Genomic DNA, 20,543 nt, shown 5'->3' on the forward strand with positions numbered 1-20,543 from the left:
GGCATGACCAGAGCAGGTTGGCGATCAGGCCGGTAAGACGACGCGAGGCTCGGCGAGCCTTACGTTTTGCCGGTGCCTGAGAGAAGGGACCGCATTCTAGGATGAAAGTGGCGACCGTCCAACCGCCAGCGTCAGCCTGCGTCAGAGCGAAAGCGCTGCAAGGCACGGCGTTGCTTCTTACTGGGTTTACCGTCGGTTTCCACACCCAGGCTACCGGCCTTACGCATAGCCGCAGCGTTCTCACGGCGTACCAGGCTCTCGGCAGTCTCGGCATAGAGCAGCTGTGCTTCCGGTGCACCCTTGCGCACCGCTGACAGGGCCTGGATAACCACCGTGCGCTCGTCGAAACCGGCGCGGATTACCAGCTCTTCTCCGATCTTCGGCTCCTTGCCCGGCTTGCACCGCTCACCACGACAATGCACCTTGCCGCCTTCAATGGCCGCTTTTGCCAAGGCGCGCGTCTTGAAGAAGCGCGCCGCCCATAACCACTTGTCCAGCCGGACTTTGCCGTCGTCTTTCTCGCTCATCATTCAACTCTGCCTAGCGTCTCGTTGTCATAGGTTGGAACAGGGAGATGCGGTTGTCATGCAGCCTGTCTAGAATGCGCCGAAATCTACTGGATACACTTTTGAACAGTCCCGACCTCCAGACAATCATCGGTTTGCGCGAATGGATCGCCCTGCCCGAGCTCGGCGTGGTCGGGCTGCGCGCGAAGATCGATACGGGCGCCAGCACCTCGGCCCTGCATGCCACTGACATCAGTGAATTCGAACGCGGCGGCAAGCGCTGGGTTCGATTCACGGCGCATCTGGGCACGCTGGTGCAGCGTCGCCACCGCTGCGAAGCGCCGGTCATCGCACGCAAGACGATCAAAAGCTCCAACGGCCATGTGCAGACCCGCTATGTAGTACGCACACTGCTGGCGCTGGGCGATCATCTCTGGCCCGTGGAATTCACCCTTACCTGCCGCAAGACCATGCGCTATCGCCTGCTGTTGGGATCAAAAGCCCTGATGGATGGCAAATGGCTGGTCGACCCTGCACGCACGTACGTGCAGGAAAAACCCCAAACCCTTACCTCTCCCGGTGCCCAATGAAAATCGCCGTGCTGTCGCGCAACCCACGCCTGTATTCGACCCGCCGTCTGGTGGAGGCCGGCCAGCAACGTGGCCATGAGGTGGTCGTCATCGACACCCTGCGCGCGTACATGAACATCGCCAGCCACAAGCCGCAGATTCATTACCGGGGCCGCCCGCTGGAGGGCTTCGATGCGGTGATCCCGCGAATCGGCGCCTCGGTTACCTTTTATGGCTGCGCGGTGCTGCGCCAGTTCGAAATGCAGGGCGTTTTCCCGCTCAACGAATCAGTGGCGATCGCTCGCTCACGGGACAAGTTGCGTTCACTGCAGCTGCTGTCGCGCCGCGGCATCGGCCTGCCGGTGACCGGCTTTGCCCACTCACCGGACGATATCGCCGACCTGATCCAGATGGTCAACGGCGCACCACTGGTGATCAAGGTGCTGGAAGGCACCCAGGGCATCGGCGTGGTCATGTGCGAAACCGCCACCGCCGCCGAATCGGTGATCGAGGCCTTCATGGGCCTCAAGCAGGACATCATGGTTCAGGAGTACATCAAGGAAGCCGGCGGCGCGGACATCCGCTGCTTCGTGGTGGGTGAAAAGGTGATCGCCGCCATGAAGCGTCAGGCCAAGCCCGGCGAGTTCCGCTCCAACCTGCACCGCGGCGGCACCGCCAGCCTGATCAAGATCACTCCGGAAGAACGCATGACGGCCATCCGCGCCGCCAAGGTCATGGGCCTGAGCGTTGCTGGCGTGGATATCCTGCGCTCCAACCACGGGCCGCTGGTGATGGAAGTGAATTCGTCGCCGGGTCTTGCCGGCATCGAGGAAACCACGGGCAAGGATGTGGCTGGGTTGATCATCCAGTATCTGGAGAAGAACGCCGGCCCGCACCTGACACGTACGAAGGGGAAAGGCTGAGCTGGACGCTGGACAGCGAGTGAGCCAGCACTAAAACCTCATCAAGCTTCCCAGCCTCAAGCGCCCTCTCGGCGTTTATGGCTTTATCGCATCCCTCGGCAACAACAACCCCAACGGCAGGCTCACCCGCGCCTCGAGCCCGCCGCCTTCGCGGTTGCGTAACTCAATCACGCCACCATGTTGCGAAGCGATCCGCTTGACGATCGCCAACCCCAAGCCGGCGCCCTGCCCGCCACGAGCCTTGTCGCCGCGGATGAAGGGGTTGAATATCTCGCCGAGCTCCCGCGGATCGATGCCGGCACCTCGGTCGAGCACGCTGAGGACCACATAGGGTGCATTGCTGTCGCCCGAAACATGGGCGGCAACCTCAACCGCATGACCGCCGTAGCGCAACGCATTTTCGATCAGATTGACCAGCAGCCGCTTGATCGAAACCCGCCGCAACGCTAGCTGCGGCATGGGCTCAACACACAGGCGAACACTTTCGCCGTACTGGTTGTAGGGCGCCACGACTTCACGCACCAGTTCGCCGAGATCGACGCTCTCCACCGGCTCGTCACTGCCGTCGCGCACGAACGCGAGAAACTGGTCGAGGATCGCGTTCATGTCCTCGATATCGCGAACCATATCCTCAGTGAGCTCGGCTTCACTGGTCATCAGTTCCAGCGACAGACGCAGGCGCGTCAGCGGCGTGCGCAAGTCATGAGACACGCCAGCAAGCATCAGCTCACGCTCGCGGCCAGCCTGCTCGACGTCTTCGGCCATCTGATTGAACGCGCGATACACCTCGGTCATCTCGCTCGGCGTATCGCTGATGGGCAGCCGCACGCTGCGTCCCTTGCCGATCTGCCGCGCCGCATAGACCAGACGCTTGAGCGGCAGGTTGAGCTGACTGACAAAAATCCAGGCCGCCGCAGTCGACAACAGGCCGATCCCGAGAAACCAGCCCAGCACGCTCCAGATGCGCTGGCCGCGCAACGGGTAGGCGTAGAGCGGGACCTGTAACCAATCCGGTCCTAACTCGGGCGCCCGTACCCAGATGGCTGTCTGTGGCTGGATACGTACCCGTACCTCCGTGCCGGCGCCAAGCTCCGTCTGCATCTGTCTCTGGAAGATCTCGGTGTAGGGCCAGTGGTACTCGCTGGGCGGTACGTCCTCGACAGCAACCCGCTGCAAGCCGGCGGCCTCGGCAATCCGTTCGCGGTTCTGGTCGTCGGCGGCCCAGTAGGCACGCAAGGTCAGTGCCGCACCGTGGCTGTATTGACGATCGACCATGACGTCCTCGTTCATCATCAGGTACACGAGCATCAGTACCTTGGAGAAGAGCACGACGATCAGCACCATCCACAGGGTGCGGGCGAAGAAGCTTTGCGGGAACCAGAGCGGGGTTTTCATAAACAAGCCGATGTAGACCGCAGGAGGCTGTGCGAACAAGCACAGCGATGAGGGACTGCCGCGTGGAGAGGTCGGGCGCTGCGCCGCGTTAGCCAACCGAATCGTGGTGGGCTGAAGCCCATCCTACGACGCTGGGAAAAACGACGAGATCCGTGAGCCACCCAGTGATGCAGACCGAGACAAGCACTGCACCCCAATTCGGTTCAGCGCCGCACGCATGTACCGGCGGCTATTTGTTTCCATCGGGCACGAACACATAACCCACACCCCAGACCGTCTGAATGTAACGCGGTTTGGACGGGTCCGGCTCGATCAGGCGGCGCAGGCGGGAAATCTGCACATCGATGGAACGCTCCAGCGCGTCCCACTCGCGACCGCGGGCCAGGTTCATCAGCTTGTCGCGGGTCAGTGGCTCGCGAGCGTGCTGTACCAGCGCCTTGAGCACGGCGAATTCACCGGTGGTGAGCATGTGCACCTGATCGCCCTTCTTTAGCTCACGGGTGCCGAGGAACAATTCGTAGTCGCCAAAGGTGACGGTCTCGTCTTCGCTGCCCGGCGCGCCCGGCACCTGCGGCGCCTGGCGGCGCAGGACCGCACGGATACGTGCCAGCAGCTCGCGTGGATTGAAGGGCTTGGCCAGGTAATCGTCGGCGCCCTGCTCCAGCCCCTGAATGCGACTGGCCTCGTCGCCCTTGGCGGTGAGCATGATGATCGGGATCTGGTTGCCACCGGTGCGCAACCGGTTGCAGGCGGAAAGGCCATCCTCGCCCGGCATCATCAGGTCCAGCACGACCAGATGGAACAGCTCGCGGCTGAGCAGACGGTCCATCTGCTCGGCACTTTCCACGGTCCGTACGCGATAGCCCTGCTCATCAAGAAACCGCTCGAGCAGACGCCGCAGACGGGCGTCATCGTCAACAATCAGGATCTTTTCGCCTTCGCTGGCGGGTGCAGTGCTGCTCATGAGAACTCCCGGAATGATCGACGGCGCATTATGCGCGCAGTGTTGTAAACGCAACTGACAGCCATTGTTAGCAGATTTTGCGGGGGGAAGCCGAGAGCCAAAGGAATGAGTCGGCGTACCCACCACTGGCTTTTTCGTCCGACTGCCCGCCTCAAGCCGGCCGCTGCCCTTATAATCGCGCCCTCTCGCGCAGGCACGGCCTGCATGGTTTGACTGACCCAGGTAGGTTCATGGACAGCATCAACTCCCGCATTGCCGCTGAATTGGGCGTGCGCCCGCAACAAGTCGCCGCCACCGTGGCGCTGCTTGACGAAGGCTCCACCGTCCCCTTCATCGCCCGATACCGCAAGGAAGTCACCGGCAGCCTCGACGACACCCAGCTGCGCCTGCTCGAGGAGCGCCTGCGCTATATGCGCGAGCTGGACGACCGTCGCGCCTCGATCCTTGCCAGCATCGAGGAACAGGGCAAGCTCACGCCCGAGCTCAAGCGCGAGATCGACCTCGCCGATACCAAGACCCGCCTCGAAGACCTTTACCTGCCTTATAAGCAGAAGCGCCGCACCAAGGGCCAGATCGCCCTGGAAGCCGGCCTCGGCGAGTTGGCCGACGCGATCTTTGCCGATCCCGAGCTCAATCCCGAAAGCGAGGCCGCACGCTTCGTCGATGCCGAGAAGGGCTTCGCCGATACCAAAGCGGTGCTCGAAGGCGCCAAGTACATCCTGATGGAGCGCTTCGCCGAAGACGCCAACCTGCTGGCCAAGCTGCGCGACTTCCTCACCCACAACGCTACCCTGAGCGCGCGCGTGGTGCCCGGCAAAGAAAACGAAGGCGCCAAGTTCAGCGACTATTTCGAACACGACGAACCGCTCAAGAGCGCGCCGTCACACCGTGCGCTGGCGATCTTTCGCGGGCGCAACGAAGGCGTGCTCAGCGTCAGCCTGAAGGTCGGCGACGAGGCGCCCGGGACCATGCACCCCGGCGAAGTGATGATCGGCGAGCGCTTCGGTATCTCCAACCGCGGCCGAGCAGCGGACAAGTGGCTCGGCGAAGTGGTGCGCTGGACCTGGAAAGTGAAGCTCTACACCCATCTGGAAACCGACCTGCTCGGCGAACTGCGCGACAAGGCCGAAGACGATGCCATCGGCGTCTTCGCCCGCAACATGCATGACCTGCTGCTGGCCGCGCCGGCCGGCCCACGTGCCACGCTGGGGCTCGACCCGGGCCTGCGCACCGGTTGCAAAGTCGCGGTGGTCGATGCCACCGGCAAGCTGCTGGATACCGCTACGGTCTACCCACACGCGCCGCGCAACGACTGGGACGGCACCCTGGCCGTGCTGGCCAAGCTCTGCGCCAAGCATGCTGTCGACCTGATCGCCATCGGCAACGGCACCGCCAGCCGTGAAAGTGACCGGCTGGCCGCCGACCTGATCAAGCAGGTGCCGGGCCTCAAGCTGACCAAGGTGATGGTCTCCGAGGCCGGCGCTTCGGTGTACTCGGCCTCGGAACTGGCCGCCAAGGAATTCCCGGATCTGGACGTTTCGATCCGCGGCGCGGTATCCATCGCGCGCCGCCTGCAAGACCCGCTCGCCGAACTGGTGAAGATCGAACCGAAAGCCATCGGCGTCGGCCAGTACCAGCACGATGTGTCCCAGCTCAAATTGGCGCGCTCGCTAGATGCCGTGGTGGAAGACTGCGTGAACGCCGTCGGCGTCGACGTCAATACGGCTTCGGTGGCGCTGCTGGCGCGGATTTCTGGCCTGAACACCACCCTGGCGCAGAACATCGTGGCCTACCGCGACGCCAACGGCGCGTTCAAGGCACGCAACGAGTTGAAGAAGGTGCCACGTCTGGGCGACAAGACCTTCGAACAGGCCGCTGGATTCCTCCGCGTGATGAACGGTAGCAACCCGCTGGACGCCTCGGCCGTTCACCCGGAAACCTATCCGTTGGTCAAACGCATCGCCACCGACACAGGCCGCGACATCCGCTCGCTGATTGGCGACTCGGCGTTTCTCAAGCGCCTGGACCCGAAACAGTTCACCGACGAAAGCTTCGGCCTGGTCACCGTCAGCGACATCCTTCAGGAGCTGGAAAAACCCGGTCGCGATCCGCGCCCCGAGTTCAAGACGGCCGAATTCCAGGAAGGCGTGGAAAAGCTGAGCGACCTGACACCCGGGATGGTGCTCGAAGGTGTGGTCACCAACGTGACCAACTTCGGTGCCTTCGTCGACATCGGCGTGCATCAGGATGGTCTGGTGCACATCTCGGCGCTATCTGAGAAATTCGTCAAAGACCCGTATGAAGTGGTCAAGGCCGGCGACATCGTCAAGGTCAAGGTCATGGAAGTGGATATCCCGCGCAAGCGCGTCGGCTTGTCCATGCGCATGAGCGATACCCCTGGCGAAAAAGCGGACGGCATGCGCGGCGGCAGCAACAATCGCAGCGGCCAGGCGCGTGGCGAGCGTAAGCCGAGCAAGCCGGACACCAAGCCGGCTCCGGCCAACAACGCCATGGCCGCGCTGTTCGCCAACGCCAAGAACCTGAGGAAATAAGGTGCGCGAAGTCGAAGCAGTGGGGAGCAGCAGCGCCTTCGGGCGGCTGTTGGGCCTGGAAATCATCAAAGCCGCAGACGGCGAGGCGCTGCTGCGCCTCGCGATGCACGATGGCTTGCGCAACCTGCACGGCAAGCTGCATGGCGGCGCGCTGTTCTCGCTGATCGATACCGCCATGGGCCAGGCCAGCCATAGCCTTAACGACGGCGAACCGAACAGCGTCACGCTGGAATGCAAGGTCAACTACATTCGCCCGGTGACCGAAGGCGAGCTGACCTGTCGCGCCTGGGTGGTACATGGCGGCCGACGCACTCAGGTGCTCGAAGCCGACGTTCATCAGGGTGAAAAGCTGATAGCCAAGGCGCAGGCGACCTTTTCGGTCATGTGAGTCATCGGGTCGCAGCCCAGGGTCGATTGGCGATCAATTCCTCGCTGCGGTGCAGAGCCCATGTCGTGAAGTCGCGCGCAGGCAATGGCTGGGCCTCGCCTGACGTCGGCGCGCGGCCCGGAACAATCCAAAAGCCGAGCCCGCCGAAACGCCCTGCAGCGGTGCGCGGTCCAACGCTAATGGCCTCTTGTAGAGCGTGCGATCCACCCCCATATTGTGCCGACTGACGCGTGAAGGAATTCCCAATTGAGCGATCTTCTCTCCCACCGCCTGGCGTTGCTGGCCGAGCATCAAAACCTGTCGCTGCTCTCGCAATGCCTGCATGGGATCGAGCGTGAATGCCTGCGCGTCGACAACGATGGCCAACTGGCACTGACGCCGCATCCACGAGCGCTGGGGTCGGCGTTGACGCATCCGAAGATCACCACCGATTATTCCGAAGCGCTGCTCGAGTTCATCACCGGCACCGAGACCGATCCGCAAAAGACGCTGACCGAGCTGGACGCCATTCATCGGTACACCTACAGCAAGTTGGGCGGCGAATTCCTCTGGAGCCCGTCAATGCCCGGCCAGCTGCCGGAAGAGTCACAGATTCCGATTGCCGAATACGGCAGCTCGAATATCGGCCGGCTCAAGTATGTATACCGCCAGGGCCTGGCCCTGCGGTATGGCAAAACCATGCAGTGCATCGCCGGCATTCACTACAACTTTTCGCTTCCAGAGGCGTTGTGGGCGACGTTGCAGGCCGACGACGGCGACCAGCGATCCGCGCAGGAGTACCAGTCTTCTCGCTACATTGCGCTGATCCGTAATTTCCGCCGCTACAGCTGGCTGCTGATGTATCTGTTCGGCGCTTCGCCAGCGCTGGATGCCAGCTTCATGCGTGGCCGCTCGCACCAGCTTGAGCTGCTCGACGACGACACCCTTTATCTGCCCTACGCCACCAGCCTGCGCATGAGCGATCTGGGTTATCAGAGCAACGCCCAGGCCGGCTTGACACCCTGTTATGACAATCTGCTGAGCTACACCAGCAGCCTGCACAAGGCAGTGTCTACGCCTTATCCCGATTACGCAGCGCTGAGCACCAAAGATGCCGAGGGCAACTGGCAGCAGCTCAACACCAATGTTCTGCAGATCGAGAACGAGTACTACTCGAATATCCGCCCCAAGCGCGTGACGGACACCGGCGAACGCCCGCTACATGCGCTGCGCTCGCGCGGCATTCAGTACATCGAGGTGCGCTGTCTGGACATCAATCCCTTCCTTCCGCTGGGCATCGACCTCAGCGAAGCGCGCTTCCTCGATGCCTTCCTGCTGTTCTGCACATTGCAGCAGAGCCCCTGCCTGATTGAGGGCGAATGCCAGACCAGCAGCGACAACTTCCTCAAAGTCGTCAAGGAAGGGCGCAAACCCGGGCTTGAGCTGCGCCGCTGCGGTGAAACTGTCAGCCTGCAGCAATGGGCGAGTGAGCTGGTGGAGCAAATCGGCCAGGTCGCCAAACTGCTGGACCGCAGCCATGGCGGTGACGAGCATGCTCGCGCCATCGCCGCGCAACAGGCCAAGGTCGACGACAGCAGCCTGACGCCTTCGGCCCGCGTGCTCGAGGAGCTACAGCGCAACGGCGAAAGCTTCAGCCAGTTCGCGCTGCGTCAGACCCGTCAGCACGCCGAAGACTTCCGCAGCCGAACGCTGTCCGACGCCGACATGGCCTGGTTCGATGAAGCGGCGCGCAGCTCGCTGGCACAGCAGGCGGAGATGGAAGCTGCGGATAGCCAAGACTTCGACAGCTTCGTCGAGGACTACCAGCGCAGCCTGACCAGCCTCGGCGGAGCCTAGTCCTCATCAGCAGTCCGGCGGATCGCTCTAGTCCGGCGGATTGGGCGGGGCGCCGGATATGCTGCGGCAAGATGTGAACTTTCCCCTCCTTCTCAGGGTTCCAATGTGTGTCTTCGCCGCGCCGATGCAGCGCGCCGAAGCCTCAAAAGAACAAGAAGAAGAGAGGTGCATTCATGTCGCTACTGGACCTGTTGGTGTCCGCCCGCAAGGGCAGCCTGACCACGGCAATCACCATTGCCTTGCTGATCGGGCTGATTCTGCAGATTGATGGACTTATCCCAGACCCCGCGCTTCGCCTGACCGGCGATGCGGTCGAGGTGCGCTCAGCGAGCCCCTACCCGACGCCGGACTGAATCGAGGCGGCGCAGGGCCGCCGCTCGATCACAGCGCCTTTTCGAAGATTTTCGAGTTGCGCTGGAAGTTGTAGAGCGAGGCCCGTGCGGCCGGCAGTCGCTCGACACCGCTGGGCTCGAAGCCGCGCTCGCGGAACCAGTGCGCCGTGCGGGTGGTGAGCACGAACAGGGTTTTCAGCCCCAGCTTGCGAGCCCGTGCCTCGATGCGTTCGAGCAGTTCGTCGCCGCGCCCGCCGTGACGGTACTCGGGATTCACCGCCAAACACGCCAGCTCACCGGAGTCCGAATCGGCGATCGGATAGAGCGCCGCGCAAGCAATGATCAAGCCGTCCCGCTCGACAATGCTGAACTGTTCGACCTCGCGTTCCAGCACTTCGCGCGAGCGGCGCACCAGAATGCCCTGCTCTTCCAGCGGCGTAATCAGGTCGATCAACCCGCCGACGTCCTCGATGGTTGCCTCGCGCAATTGCTCGAACTGCTCCTGAGTCACCAGGGTGCCGTCGCCGCCGTCGCGGGTGAACAGCTCGTTGAGCAGCGAACCGTCCTCGGCATAGCTGATCACGTGACTGCGGCGCACGCCGCCTTTGCAGGCTTGCGCGGCGGCATCCAGCAACTCAGCCTGGTAGGTGCCGACGAGGCGTTCTAGATAGGCCGGGATCTGCGGAGGACGCAGCTCGCGCACCAGCTTGCCGCTTTCATCGCGCAGGCCGCGCTCGGAGCCGTAGAGCACCAGTTTGTCGGCTTCCAGATCAATGGCGGCGCGGGTGGCGATGTCTTCACAGGCAATGTTGAAGATTTCACCGGTAGGGGAATATCCCAGCGGCGAAAGCAGCACGATGGTGCGTTCGTCCAGCAACCGGCCGATGCCCTTGCGGTCGACACGGCGCACTTCGCCGGTGTGTTGGTAATCGACGCCATCGTGCACGCCGATGGGCCGCGCGGTGATGAAGTTGCCGCTGGCCACGCGCAGCCGCGCGCCCTGCATTGGCGAGGCCGCCATGTCCATGGAAAGCCGGGCTTCAAGCGCGATACGCATGCTGCCGACAGCATCGATCACGCATTCCAGTGTGGCTGCATCGGTAATGCGCAGGTCGCGGTGAAAGCGCGGCTCGATGCCACGTGCGGCCAGCCGTGCCTCGATCTGCGGACGCGAGCCGAACGCCAGCACCAGCCGCACACCGAGGCTGTGCAGCAACACCAGGTCGTGAACGATGTTGGCAAAATTGGGATCTTCCAGACCATCGCCCGGCAGCATGACCACGAAAGTGCGGTCACGGTGCGCGTTGATATAGGGCGATGAGTCGCGAAGCCAGGTGACGTAGTTGTGCATTGCGCAAACCTTAGATAACAGCTTTATTCAGTCCGGTAGCCGGGTCGAGGATGGAAATACAGGGAGCAGGTTCACGCTGCGATCAGGTCGCCAGACCTACTCCTATCCTCGGCCCGGTTGCAGGCAATAGTGTTCGATCATTCCGCGCAGCACCCTCACGGTGGGTTCGATTCGGTCCAGGTCCAGGTACTCGTCCGGCTGGTGGGCGCAGGCGATATCACCCGGGCCGAGCACCAACGTCTCACAGCCAAGCTGCTGAAGATAAGGCGCTTCGGTGGCAAAGGCCACCGCCTCGGCGACATGGCCGGTGAGGCGTTCGGCCAGTTTGACCAGCTCGGTATCGGCCGGCTGATCGAAGGCAGGTACGCTGGGGAACAGCGGCGCCAAGTCGATCTTTACCTGATGTTTGTCCGCGATCGGCCGCAGGCGCCCAGCGATTGCATCGCGTAGCTGATCAGGCTCCATCCCCGGCAAGGGTCGCAGGTCGTATTCCAGCGAGCACTGGCCGCAGATACGGTTGGGGTTGTCGCCGCCGTGAATGCAGCCGAGGTTCAGGGTCGGCTGTGGCACGTCGAACAGCGGATTGTTGTACTGGTTCTGCCATTCCCGGCGCAGCGCGATCAGCTCACTCATCACGTCATGCATGGCTTCCAGGGCGCTGTGTCCATAAGCGGGGTTGGACGAGTGTCCGCTCTGCCCGTGGATTTCGATGCCTTCCATCATGATGCCTTTGTGCAAACGCACCGGGCGCAGGCCAGTTGGTTCGCCGATCACTGCCGCCCGTCCCAGCGGTCGCCCGGCATCAGCCAGCGCACGGGCACCGGACATGGAGCTTTCCTCATCACAGGTGGCGAGAATTAGCAGCGGTTGGCGGAACGGCTTGTCGAGCAACGGCAGCACCGCCTCGATGATCAGCGCGAAGAAGCCTTTCATGTCGCAAACGCCAAGGCCGTACCAGCGGTCATCGGCTTCGCGCAGTTGGAGTGGTTCGGCAGTCCACAGTTCGGCATCGAAGGGCACGGTATCGCTATGGCCGGCGAGCACCAGGCCGCCAGGCCCGCTGCCGTAGCTGGCGAGAAGGTTGAACTTGCCAGGGGTTACTTCCTGCACCTCACAGCTGAAACCAAGGTCGCCCAGCCAGCCCGCAAGCAGGTCGATGACCGGGCGGTTGCTCTGGTCCCAATGAGCCTGGGTGCAACTCACCGAAGGCGCGGCAATAAGCGCGGCGAACTGGTCTTTAAGCGAGGGAATAGGCACCGGCAGCCTCCTGAAAGACGGGGAAGAGAAGGCACCCAGTGAAACATGAAACGTGCCGCCGCAGTTTTACCGCTGGGGTAAAAACTGCGGCGACGGGCAGATCAGACGAAGATCGCCCGGAGGATGGTGAAGAAGATGATCGAAAGGATTGCGCCGGCCGGCAGGGTGATCAGCCAGGACATGAAGATCGAGCCGACCACGCCGAGGTTCAGCGCACCGATACCACGCGCGATGCCGATGCCGAGGACGGCGCCAACCAGCGTATGGGTGGTGGAGACTGGCAGGCCGATAGCGGACGCACCGACAACGGTGGTGGCGGTCGCAAGCTCGGCGGCAAAGCCACGACTTGGGGTCAGTTCGGTGATTTCCTTACCGATGGTGGCGATCACTTTGTAGCCGTAGGTGGCCAGACCGATGACGATACCCACCGCGCCGAGCAGCAGCACCCAGCCCGGCACCGCCGACTTGGCGGCGATCTCGGCCGCGCCGCCCGACTGAATGACCCCAACCACGGCGGCCAGCGGGCCGACGGCATTGGCCACGTCGTTTGCACCGTGTGCGAACGCCATGGAGCAGGCGGTAAAGATCATCAGCACGGCAAACACTTTTTCAACGCTGGCGTAATGAAAGGTACGGTCAGCCTCGACATCAAGCTTGATCCGAGACAGCAGCGCGATCCCCGCCAGCATCACCAGCACACCGATGGCGAACGCCAACAGGATGCCCTGACCGTCACTGAGGGTCAGACCGACATGCTTGAGGCCCTTGGTGACGGTCATCAGCGCGACCATGAACCCCGTCAGAAACATGTACAGCGGCACGAAACGCTTAGCGTTGATGAAGGGATCATCGGTGTTGATGATCAGTTTCTGCACGCTCATGAACAGGCCAAAGGCAACGATGCCGGAGAGCATCGGCGTGATCACCCAGCTCGCCACGATGGGGCCGATGGCATCCCAGTGCACCGCATCCGTCGACACGCCGACCGCAGCAAAGCCGATCACCGCACCGATGATCGAATGCGTGGTGGAAACCGGCCAGCCTTTCATGGTGGCAATCATCAGCCAGGTTCCGGCGGCCAGCAGCGCCGACATCATGCCCAGCACCATCAGATCGGGCGATATGACTTCTGCATCGACAATACCGTTCTTGATGGTCTCGGTGACCTCGCCGCCCGCCAGATAGGCGCCGCAGAACTCGAAGACCATGGCTACGATGATGGCCTGCTTGATCGTCAGCGCCCGGGAGCCCACCGAGGTACCCATGGCGTTGGCGACATCGTTGGCGCCCACGCCCCAGGCCATGAAGAAACCGAAAGCGCAGGCGAGCACGAGAAGTACGAAGCCGTATTCCGCGATAAAGGACATAAGGAATTACCTGTTGAACCAGAAAAGACGCTGGCGCCTCAGCGCGCCAGCAATTGTTCCAGACGGTTGCCGACTCGCTCGGCACGGTCAGCTACGTCACCGATCCATTCGATGATCTTGTAGAGGAACATTACGTCGACTGGAGGCAATTCCTTTTCCAGCTTGAACAGCGCACGGCGCACCGTGATCTGCATGCGGTCGGTTTCGCGCTCGATTTCCTCGAGCTCCTCGACCATTTTCTCAACCAGCGTGGCCTCACGGCCGGCAAAGCCGGTTTCCAACAACGAATCCAGCTCCTTCAGCGCTTTCAGCGCCTGGCAGCTGGCGTCGACACTGCGCTGCACGAAGGCCATCATTTCCGGCTGCAGGGCCGGCGGAATGGTCATGCAACGGCCCAGCATCAGACCCGCGATGTCCTTGGCACGGTTGGCAATTTTGTCCTGTACACTCAGCAGCTCCAGCAGATCCGAGCGCGGAACCGGCAGAAACAGGCTTTTAGGCAGGTGCTGACGGACGCTCTTCTTGAGCTTGTCGGCCTCGTTTTCCAGTCGGGCCATCTCTTTCTGGATCTGTTCGACGCGTTCCCAGTCTTCGGCCGTGATCGCTTGAAACAGCGGCACCAGGTTGGCGGCACATTCGTGAGACTTGGCCATGTGCTGTTGCATTGGGCCGATAGGCGAACGTCCGAACAGGCTGACGAAAGGATTGATTGGCATAGGGAACACCCCGGCTTCAGAAGGCGGCAAGTATACGGATGACCTCAAAGGGCCGCTACCAAGTGACGTAGGTCACACTCAAACATAGGCATCATCTCGGCACCATGCAGAAAGAAACCGAAATCAAACTGCGCGTCAGTCGCGAAACCCTGGCGGCCCTGCGTGAGCATCCGCTGCTGAAGAAGCGCAACAAGAGCGGCTGGGAGCGGCACGAATTGCTCAACCAGTACTTTGACACGCCCGAGCGCGAGCTTGCCCAAGCCAAGGTCGCGCTGCGCCTGCGCCGCGACGGCGACCAGCTCATCCAGACCCTGAAGAGCCGTGGCCAGAGCGTCGCCGGCCTTTCCGAACGCAACGAGTGGGACTGGTACCTGGACAAGGCCAAGCTCGACCTGAAGAAACTCGACGACGAGTGTTGGCCCGCGAGCCTGGCTGAGTTGGACAAGAAAACCCTGAAGCCGATTTTCACCACGGACTTCGTCCGCGATAAAGCCGAAATCGCCTGGGGTCGCGGCAAGGCCAAGGTGGTTATTGAAGCGGCGCTGGATCTGGGCAAGGTCGTGGTCGGCAAGCAGAGCGAGGAAATCTGCGAGCTGGAGCTGGAGCTGCGCCAGGGCGAGCCCGAGGCCCTGCTGGAACTGGCCGCCGAGTTGGCCGCCGACCTTCCGTTGATGCCCTGCGACATCAGCAAAGCCGAGCGCGGCTACCGCCTGCATGACGCCGACAGCTACTCGCTGAGCGTGCCCGCACCGGTGCTGGACGCGAGCATGCCGCTGGACGACGCCTTTGCCGCGCTGGCCTGGCAGTTGCTGGGCAACAGCCAGCGGCTGGCCGAACAGTACCGTTTCAATGGCCACTGGAAATTGTTGGGCGAGTGGCTGCAGCAACTGGTGGAGCTGCGCGCCCTGCTCGGCAGCCTTGGCCAGGCGGCCCCGCGTGCGACCAGCCGTGAACTGCGCGAACAGCTCGATGCGCTGATCCAAGATTGGCGCCCACGGATCGAAGCCGGCCAGGACGATGAAAGCGCGCGTAAGGCTGCGCCCGACGCGTTTGCCGCAGAACTGGCCGCGCCGCGCTGGGGGCTTTTTTCGCTCAAGGCCTCGCTCTGGTTGCTGCAACGCGGCTGGACCGTCGGACGCAACAACCGTGGCAATCGCCAGGGTGCTGCCGAGCTGGGTAACTGGCTACCGCGCCTGCTGGGCGAAGAAGCTGAGGCGTTGCAGTTACTCCGCTATCAGCAGCAACCTGAAGACCTCGCCGAACAACGTCCGCGCATGGAACGGCTGCTGGTCTGGCTGCACCTGGCTCGCACCACGCTGGAGTTGCCGGAAGCCGACCGTCTCTACGGCGAACTGGCCAAGCTCTATGAGCTGGCCGGGCTGCCGCTGACCGACGAGCTGCTCGATGCGCGGGTGGTCCAGGCGCGCACTGTCTGGACACTCAAGCCGTGGAAATTGCTGACCAAATAGCGGGCCGTGCCTGGCGTAGGATGGGCGGGGCGGCGCTCCGCTTCAGCCCACTGTTTACCGCATACCCCAACGCCCAGTTATGCCCACCGCACACACTGGTGGGCTGAAGCCCACCCTACTGAAGCTGGTGAACAAGCGGCTGGGGTGGCGCGGCGCCACGATTCGGCAATTACGGACGATCCGCAAAGTGGAAACACTCCGGCAGACAGCGTGCTGATTTAACGGCAAGCTTGGTCTTCGTTTCAGTCATGACCGAAGGACCCCATGTCCGTGTTGAATTCGCCTGCCCAGGATCGCTTTCTCGACCTCAATGACCTGCTACGCGACCTGGTCGCGCAGGGCCGCTTATTGCAGGAAACGGCCGAGCAGTGCATGACCCTGCGGCGTAGTGCGGCGAACAGTCAGCAGCACCCGCTGGAGTTCCTCGGCGCGCAACAACTCGACGACCTGGCGCGCCCCGGCAAGAAACTCGATCTTGAAACCCTCACCGTCTGGCTCGCCGAACAGGCGGGACAACCCTATCTGCGCATCGACCCGCTGAAGATCAACGTCGCAGCAGTCACCCCACTGATGTCCTACGCGTTCGCGCAACGGCACAAGATCCTCGCAGTGGCGGTCGACAGTTCGGCGGTAACCATTGCCAGCAGCCAGCCCTTCGTGAAGAGCTGGGAAGCCAACCTCACCCATGTGCTGCAGCGACCGATCAAGCGGGTGGTGGCCAATCCGGTCGATCTGCAGCGCTTCACCGTCGAGTTCTACCGGCTGGCCAAGTCGGTCAGCGGCGCCACGGCGACGGATCAGAAGGTCAGCGGCACCGGCAACTTCGAGCAACTGCTGAATCTCGGGGCCAGCGATCAGGAGCCGGATGCCAACGACTCGCACATCATCAATATCGTCGACTGGCTGTTTCAGTACGCCTTCGACCAGCGTGCCAGCGATATCCACATCGAGCCGCGGCGCGAACAGGGCAGCGTACGCTTTCGCATCGACGGCGTGCTGCACAACGTCTACCAGTTCCCGCCGCAGGTGGCGATGGCGGTGGTCAGCCGGCTGAAAACCCTGGGGCGGATGAACGTCGCCGAAAAACGCAAGCCGCAAGACGGGCGGGTCAAGACCAAGACGCCGGATGGCGGCGAGGTAGAGCTGCGCCTGTCGACGCTGCCGACCGCCTTCGGCGAAAAGATGGTGATGCGAATCTTCGACCCCGAAGTGTTGCTCAAGGGCTTCGATCAGCTGGGTTTTTCCGCCGAAGACCTGCGTCGCTGGCAGACCATGACCGGCCAACCCAACGGCATCATCCTCGTCACCGGCCCTACCGGCTCGGGCAAGACCACGACGCTCTACACCACGCTCAAGCAACTGGCGACGCCGGAAGTAAACGTCTGCACCATCGAAGACCCGATTGAGATGATCGAAGGCGCCTTCAACCAGATGCAGGTGCAGCACAACATCGACCTGACCTTCGCCAGCGGCGTGCGCGCCCTGATGCGCCAGGATCCGGACATCATCATGGTCGGCGAAATCCGCGATCTTGAAACGGCGGAAATGGCGATCCAGGCGGCGCTGACCGGCCACCTGGTGCTTTCGACCTTGCACACCAATGACGCCCCGAGCGCCATCACCCGTTTACTGGAGCTGGGTGTGCCGCACTACCTGTTGCGGGCCACACTGCTCGGCGTGATGGCCCAGCGGCTGGTGCGCACGCTGTGCCCCCACTGCAAGGCGCCGATCAAGCTGGACGCCGATGACTGGCAGGCACTGACCAAACCCTGGAACGCCCCGCTGCCGAGCAATGCTCACCAGGCAGTCGGCTGCATCGAGTGCCGTGACACCGGCTATCGGGGCCGTGCCGGCGTCTACGAGATCATGTTGCTCAACGATGCGATCAAGCCACTGATTACTGCCGACACCGACCTCATCGCACTACGCCGCCAGGCCTTCAAGGACGGCATGCACAGCTTGCGCCTGTCCGGCGCGCAGAAGATTGCCGCGGGGCTGACCACACTGGAAGAAGTGCTACGCGTAACGCCGCAGAGTGAGCAGAAGTAAAAAAACAGGCTGAAGGCGATTCAGGGGTGGATACCGCTTTTTACCTCAGCTCAACTCCGCCCGGTGGATCGGTGGATCGTGATTCCACCCTACGCCAGCCGCAGACTGGACGTCTCCGGCTTCTCGGAGCGCCTTTCTCGTTCAGCTTTCAGTCTCCAGCGCTCTTGTCGGCCGCTTATCCCTCTCTCGCCGCCAATATCCCCGCGACCCGCGACGGCTCGCAGTTCAGATAGGCCGACGATTGCAGCCATTGCTGGTCCGGGTACCAGGAGAACATGAACTGCCCGCCCTTCAGGCTATCGACCACCATGCGCGCCACTTCCGGGCGCACCGCCGGACAGCCCTGGCTGCGGCCGATGCGGCCCTGAGTCGCGATCCAGGCGGGATTCACGTAATCGGCCGGATGGATGACGATCGCCCGCTCGCGCGCCAAGTCGTTCACGCCGGGCTCGAGGCCATCCATGCGCAGCGAGTAGCCATGCTTGCCGCTGTAACTCTCGGCGGTACGGAACAGACCGATACTCGACTGGTGGCTACCCTCCACATTGGAGAAACGGGTGGCCCGGTTTTCACCCGAGCCGTTGCCGTGCGCGACAAAGTCCTTGAGCAACAAACGCCCGCGCTGCAGGTCGAAAATCCATAGTCGGCGCTCTGATGAAGGCAGGGAGAAATCGATGACCGCCAAACGTCTAGCCGGCGCCGCGCCATGATTCACAGCACACTGCATGGCCGCGACAGCATGGGTCAACACCACAGGATCGAGTGTCGGCGCGACGCGGGATAGATTATCCACCAGCGGCTGATGAGCAGGCGGAGCGGCCAGCAGCGGCATAGACACAAGCAAGCCGGCAGCCAGAAAAAGGCGTCGAAGCGAAACCATCATTCGTGCATTAACCTCGGTGAGCGCCAAAGCCGATCGTCCCTGCCGACCGACGCCCCCTGCTCGCTACAGGTCCAAGCAATAGTAAAGTAGCGAAATTAAATCAGACGGGACCTGAATCGCTCCCACGTCGTCTGATACATCATGTTTTAGTAGCCTGAACGGGCCTTGTTTTTCCAGGCACCGTGGCTTGTTCAGCGGCGGAGTCTAGCAGTCGGCGGGACCGCCAGGAGTGAAGCGTTGTACAAAAAACATACATTTGCCCTGTTCTGCACGCTGTTGCTGGCGCCATGGCTGGCGATGGCGGAACCCGTAGCGAACCCCGTCAGGCCTGTTCAGGAAATCTTGCAGAACCTCCCAAATGCCTGCGGCCAGCCACTGTCTGATCTAAACGCAACCGCTCTGGCGCGGCTCTCCGAGCTTTACCAACGCAAACACTACGACTTGTTATGGACCTCTTATGCACATATTGACGCGCTGTTGGAGCAGCTCGAAGCGCTGACCGACGATGGGCTCGAACCTGCCACTTACCACGCTGAAACCATTCGTCGGGCGATGCACACCGCGACAGCTGATCCGCTGCACCGCGCCTGCAGCGATGTACTGGCCAGCCATGGGTACCTGTCAGCCCTTGGCCACCTGGCGCAGGGCCGCCTGTCGCAGGACCGCATCGAACCCGTCTGGCACAGCCCTGATGCAGCCGAGACGGCGCAGGCCGAAGCACAGCTGATGTCGATAGCGAGCGATGGACTGAAGCAACTGGAGCACGCTTTCAATAAAGCGCGTCCGTCGCTTGAGCAGTACAACAACTTGCGCAAGGCCTATGCGCGACTGCGCAATCAGCCCGCGCCAGTGTGGCAGCCGATCCCCCCCGGCCAGACCTTGCGCCCAGGCATGTCGGACCCGCGTGTGCCCCTGCTGCGAAAGCGTTTGAGCGCAGACGGCTACCTGCCCGCTGCGGCTGTCGTGCCGGGCGCCAGCGACGTTCGCTACAGCGACCCACTGGTGGACGCACTCAAGGCTTTCCAGCGTCGCCATGCCCTGCAGGACGATGGCCTTCTCGGCGCCAGTACCCTGACCGCACTGAACGCCACGCCAGCCGACCGGCTGAATCAGCTGCGGGTAAATCTGGAGCGATTCCGCTGGTTGTCCGCTGACATCGAGCCGCGTTCGCTGTTGGTCGACATCGCGGGCGGACGGGTGATCTACATCCGCGACAGCAGTCCTCGATGGGAAGCACGTACCCAGGTAGGCCGTGATACGCGGCAAACCCCATCCATAAAGTCGACGGTCACACGAATCACCCTCAACCCGACCTGGACGGTACCGCCAACCATCTTGCGCAAGGACAAACTGCCACAGATTCGCGAAAACCCGGACTACCTCGCGCAACACAACATGCAGGTACTGAACTATCAGGGCCAGGTGCTCGATCCGGCCACGATCGACTGGAGCAATCCGGGGCGGATCCTGCTGCGCCAGGCCGCCGGACCTGACAATCCACTTGGGCGGCTGGTTATCCGTTTCGCCAACCCTTATTCCATCTACCTGCACGACACGCCAAGCCAAAGCCTGTTCGCACGCTCGCAGCGAGCGTTCAGCTCGGGCTGTGTTAGGGTCGAATCGGTAATGCAGCTGGTCGACTTGTTGCTGAGCAGAGACGAGCGCGAGCGTGTCGCCGAACTGCTTGAAACCGGGCAGACCTACGAGTACCGGCTGGCACAGCCCACGCCTATACTGCTGGCCTACTGGACAGCCGAGGCGGACAGCAGCGGTCTGCCGCGCTATCGCCCCGACGTCTACCATCGTGATCAACGGCTGCTGGCAGCGTTGCAAGCCGCTGCCCCAGCCGTCAATCCGCACTGACGCCAAGCCACCGCGACGAGTTGGGAGCTACCACCCAAGACCAGACCGATGGCTCTGGCAGATTGCCCGTAGACCGAGGTCTACTTGCCATAGAGGCCTGCACAGGTATCTTGCACAGCATCA

Annotated in this window: 17 protein-coding genes; 9 read left to right on the forward strand and 8 right to left on the reverse strand. The window is 62.4% G+C overall.

Features of this window, described 5'->3' with window-relative positions; all coding sequences use genetic code 11:
- Positions 1 to 131 precede the first annotated feature (131 nt).
- On the reverse strand, positions 132 to 527 hold the full coding sequence (locus tag BUE09_RS03625) for an RNA-binding S4 domain-containing protein (protein WP_073299494.1): 396 nt from the start codon (positions 525 to 527) through the stop codon (positions 132 to 134).
- A gap of 74 nt (positions 528 to 601) precedes the next feature.
- Between BUE09_RS03625 and rimB the strand changes: the two genes are divergently transcribed.
- Together rimB and rimK are read left to right on the forward strand one after the other, a co-directional pair.
- The gene (gene rimB / locus BUE09_RS03630; RefSeq protein WP_143164613.1) at positions 602 to 1,096 is read left to right on the forward strand and encodes a retropepsin-like aspartic endopeptidase RimB; all 495 of its coding nucleotides are present in this window, start codon (positions 602 to 604) and stop codon (positions 1,094 to 1,096) included.
- Entirely contained in the window at positions 1,093 to 1,998 is a 906-nt protein-coding gene (gene rimK / locus BUE09_RS03635; RefSeq protein WP_073299320.1) for a 30S ribosomal protein S6--L-glutamate ligase, read from the forward strand. Before rimB ends, rimK begins: the two co-directional genes overlap by 4 nt.
- Before the next feature lie 75 nt (positions 1,999 to 2,073).
- Here rimK and BUE09_RS03640 read toward each other — a convergent pair whose 3' ends face one another.
- Both BUE09_RS03640 and ompR read right to left on the reverse strand, forming a co-directional pair.
- Complete coding sequence (locus BUE09_RS03640; protein WP_073299495.1) at positions 2,074 to 3,393, reverse strand: ATP-binding protein; 1,320 nt, start codon at positions 3,391 to 3,393, stop codon at positions 2,074 to 2,076.
- 229 nt (positions 3,394 to 3,622) lie between these two features.
- Positions 3,623 to 4,357, reverse strand: a complete 735-nt coding sequence (gene ompR, locus BUE09_RS03645) for an osmolarity response regulator transcription factor OmpR (RefSeq protein ID WP_045423341.1) — start codon at positions 4,355 to 4,357, stop codon at positions 3,623 to 3,625.
- Between the two features lie 230 nt (positions 4,358 to 4,587).
- On the opposite strand from ompR, the gene BUE09_RS03650 reads away from it, so the two are divergent.
- The 4 genes from BUE09_RS03650 to BUE09_RS03665 all read left to right on the forward strand — a co-directional run bounded on the left by BUE09_RS03650 (position 4,588) and on the right by BUE09_RS03665 (position 9,486).
- The gene (locus BUE09_RS03650) at positions 4,588 to 6,909 is read left to right on the forward strand and encodes a Tex family protein (protein WP_073299321.1); all 2,322 of its coding nucleotides are present in this window, start codon (positions 4,588 to 4,590) and stop codon (positions 6,907 to 6,909) included.
- Between the two features lies 1 nt (position 6,910).
- Positions 6,911 to 7,297, forward strand: a complete 387-nt coding sequence (locus tag BUE09_RS03655; RefSeq protein WP_073299322.1) for a PaaI family thioesterase — start codon at positions 6,911 to 6,913, stop codon at positions 7,295 to 7,297.
- A gap of 246 nt (positions 7,298 to 7,543) precedes the next feature.
- The gene (gshA, locus tag BUE09_RS03660; protein ID WP_073299323.1) at positions 7,544 to 9,133 is read left to right on the forward strand and encodes a glutamate--cysteine ligase; all 1,590 of its coding nucleotides are present in this window, start codon (positions 7,544 to 7,546) and stop codon (positions 9,131 to 9,133) included.
- A gap of 173 nt (positions 9,134 to 9,306) precedes the next feature.
- Positions 9,307 to 9,486, forward strand: a complete 180-nt coding sequence (locus tag BUE09_RS03665) for a hypothetical protein (protein WP_073299324.1) — start codon at positions 9,307 to 9,309, stop codon at positions 9,484 to 9,486.
- Between the two features lie 28 nt (positions 9,487 to 9,514).
- Here the strand turns inward: BUE09_RS03665 and argA are convergent, their stop codons facing one another.
- From argA to BUE09_RS03685, 4 genes are all read right to left on the reverse strand, one after another.
- Positions 9,515 to 10,816: an amino-acid N-acetyltransferase gene (argA, locus tag BUE09_RS03670; RefSeq protein ID WP_073299325.1), complete on the reverse strand. Its 1,302-nt coding sequence runs from the start codon at positions 10,814 to 10,816 to the stop codon at positions 9,515 to 9,517.
- A gap of 102 nt (positions 10,817 to 10,918) precedes the next feature.
- Positions 10,919 to 12,073: an acetylornithine deacetylase gene (gene argE / locus BUE09_RS03675; RefSeq protein ID WP_073299326.1), complete on the reverse strand. Its 1,155-nt coding sequence runs from the start codon at positions 12,071 to 12,073 to the stop codon at positions 10,919 to 10,921.
- Positions 12,074 to 12,174: 101 nt separating this feature from the next.
- Positions 12,175 to 13,440, reverse strand: a complete 1,266-nt coding sequence (locus BUE09_RS03680; RefSeq protein WP_073299327.1) for an inorganic phosphate transporter — start codon at positions 13,438 to 13,440, stop codon at positions 12,175 to 12,177.
- A gap of 38 nt (positions 13,441 to 13,478) precedes the next feature.
- Positions 13,479 to 14,156, reverse strand: coding sequence for a TIGR00153 family protein (locus BUE09_RS03685; RefSeq protein ID WP_045164191.1), 678 nt, complete (start codon positions 14,154 to 14,156; stop codon positions 13,479 to 13,481).
- 104 nt (positions 14,157 to 14,260) lie between these two features.
- On the opposite strand from BUE09_RS03685, the gene BUE09_RS03690 reads away from it, so the two are divergent.
- Together BUE09_RS03690 and tfpB are read left to right on the forward strand one after the other, a co-directional pair.
- A complete protein-coding gene (locus tag BUE09_RS03690; RefSeq protein WP_073299328.1) occupies positions 14,261 to 15,625 on the forward strand; it encodes a CYTH domain-containing protein in 1,365 nt (454 codons plus the stop codon).
- Positions 15,626 to 15,889: 264 nt separating this feature from the next.
- Complete coding sequence (gene tfpB, locus BUE09_RS03695) at positions 15,890 to 17,674, forward strand: type IV pilus assembly ATPase TfpB (protein WP_073299329.1); 1,785 nt, start codon at positions 15,890 to 15,892, stop codon at positions 17,672 to 17,674.
- A 175-nt stretch (positions 17,675 to 17,849) separates the two neighbouring features.
- On the opposite strand, the gene BUE09_RS03700 is transcribed toward tfpB, so the two are convergent.
- Positions 17,850 to 18,557 carry a murein L,D-transpeptidase catalytic domain family protein gene (locus tag BUE09_RS03700; protein ID WP_073299330.1) on the reverse strand — a complete coding sequence of 236 codons (708 nt, stop codon included), beginning with the start codon at positions 18,555 to 18,557 and terminating at the stop codon, positions 17,850 to 17,852.
- Positions 18,558 to 18,794: 237 nt separating this feature from the next.
- Between BUE09_RS03700 and BUE09_RS03705 the strand changes: the two genes are divergently transcribed.
- Entirely contained in the window at positions 18,795 to 20,420 is a 1,626-nt protein-coding gene (locus BUE09_RS03705) for a L,D-transpeptidase family protein (RefSeq protein WP_073299331.1), read from the forward strand.
- Positions 20,421 to 20,543 lie beyond the last annotated feature (123 nt).

The organism is Stutzerimonas xanthomarina DSM 18231 (assembly GCF_900129835.1).
Classification (GTDB): Bacteria; Pseudomonadota; Gammaproteobacteria; order Pseudomonadales; family Pseudomonadaceae; genus Stutzerimonas; species Stutzerimonas xanthomarina.

Bases quoted from the DNA above. Each gene is read 5' to 3' on its own strand.
- BUE09_RS03650 (WP_073299321.1), top strand. From the start codon at position 4,588: ATGGACAGCATCAACTCCCGCATTGCCGCTGAATTGGGCGTGCGCCCG.
- argA (WP_073299325.1), bottom strand. From the start codon at position 10,816: ATGCACAACTACGTCACCTGGCTTCGCGACTCATCGCCCTATATCAAC.
- BUE09_RS03680 (WP_073299327.1), bottom strand. From the start codon at position 13,440: ATGTCCTTTATCGCGGAATACGGCTTCGTACTTCTCGTGCTCGCCTGC.
- BUE09_RS03690 (WP_073299328.1), top strand. From the start codon at position 14,261: ATGCAGAAAGAAACCGAAATCAAACTGCGCGTCAGTCGCGAAACCCTG.
- BUE09_RS03625 (WP_073299494.1), bottom strand. From the start codon at position 527: ATGAGCGAGAAAGACGACGGCAAAGTCCGGCTGGACAAGTGGTTATGG.
- rimB (WP_143164613.1), top strand. From the start codon at position 602: ATGCGCCGAAATCTACTGGATACACTTTTGAACAGTCCCGACCTCCAG.
- BUE09_RS03685 (WP_045164191.1), bottom strand. From the start codon at position 14,156: ATGCCAATCAATCCTTTCGTCAGCCTGTTCGGACGTTCGCCTATCGGC.
- ompR (WP_045423341.1), bottom strand. From the start codon at position 4,357: ATGAGCAGCACTGCACCCGCCAGCGAAGGCGAAAAGATCCTGATTGTT.
- BUE09_RS03665 (WP_073299324.1), top strand. From the start codon at position 9,307: ATGTCGCTACTGGACCTGTTGGTGTCCGCCCGCAAGGGCAGCCTGACC.
- BUE09_RS03640 (WP_073299495.1), bottom strand. From the start codon at position 3,393: ATGAAAACCCCGCTCTGGTTCCCGCAAAGCTTCTTCGCCCGCACCCTG.
- tfpB (WP_073299329.1), top strand. From the start codon at position 15,890: ATGTCCGTGTTGAATTCGCCTGCCCAGGATCGCTTTCTCGACCTCAAT.
- rimK (WP_073299320.1), top strand. From the start codon at position 1,093: ATGAAAATCGCCGTGCTGTCGCGCAACCCACGCCTGTATTCGACCCGC.
- BUE09_RS03700 (WP_073299330.1), bottom strand. From the start codon at position 18,557: ATGATGGTTTCGCTTCGACGCCTTTTTCTGGCTGCCGGCTTGCTTGTG.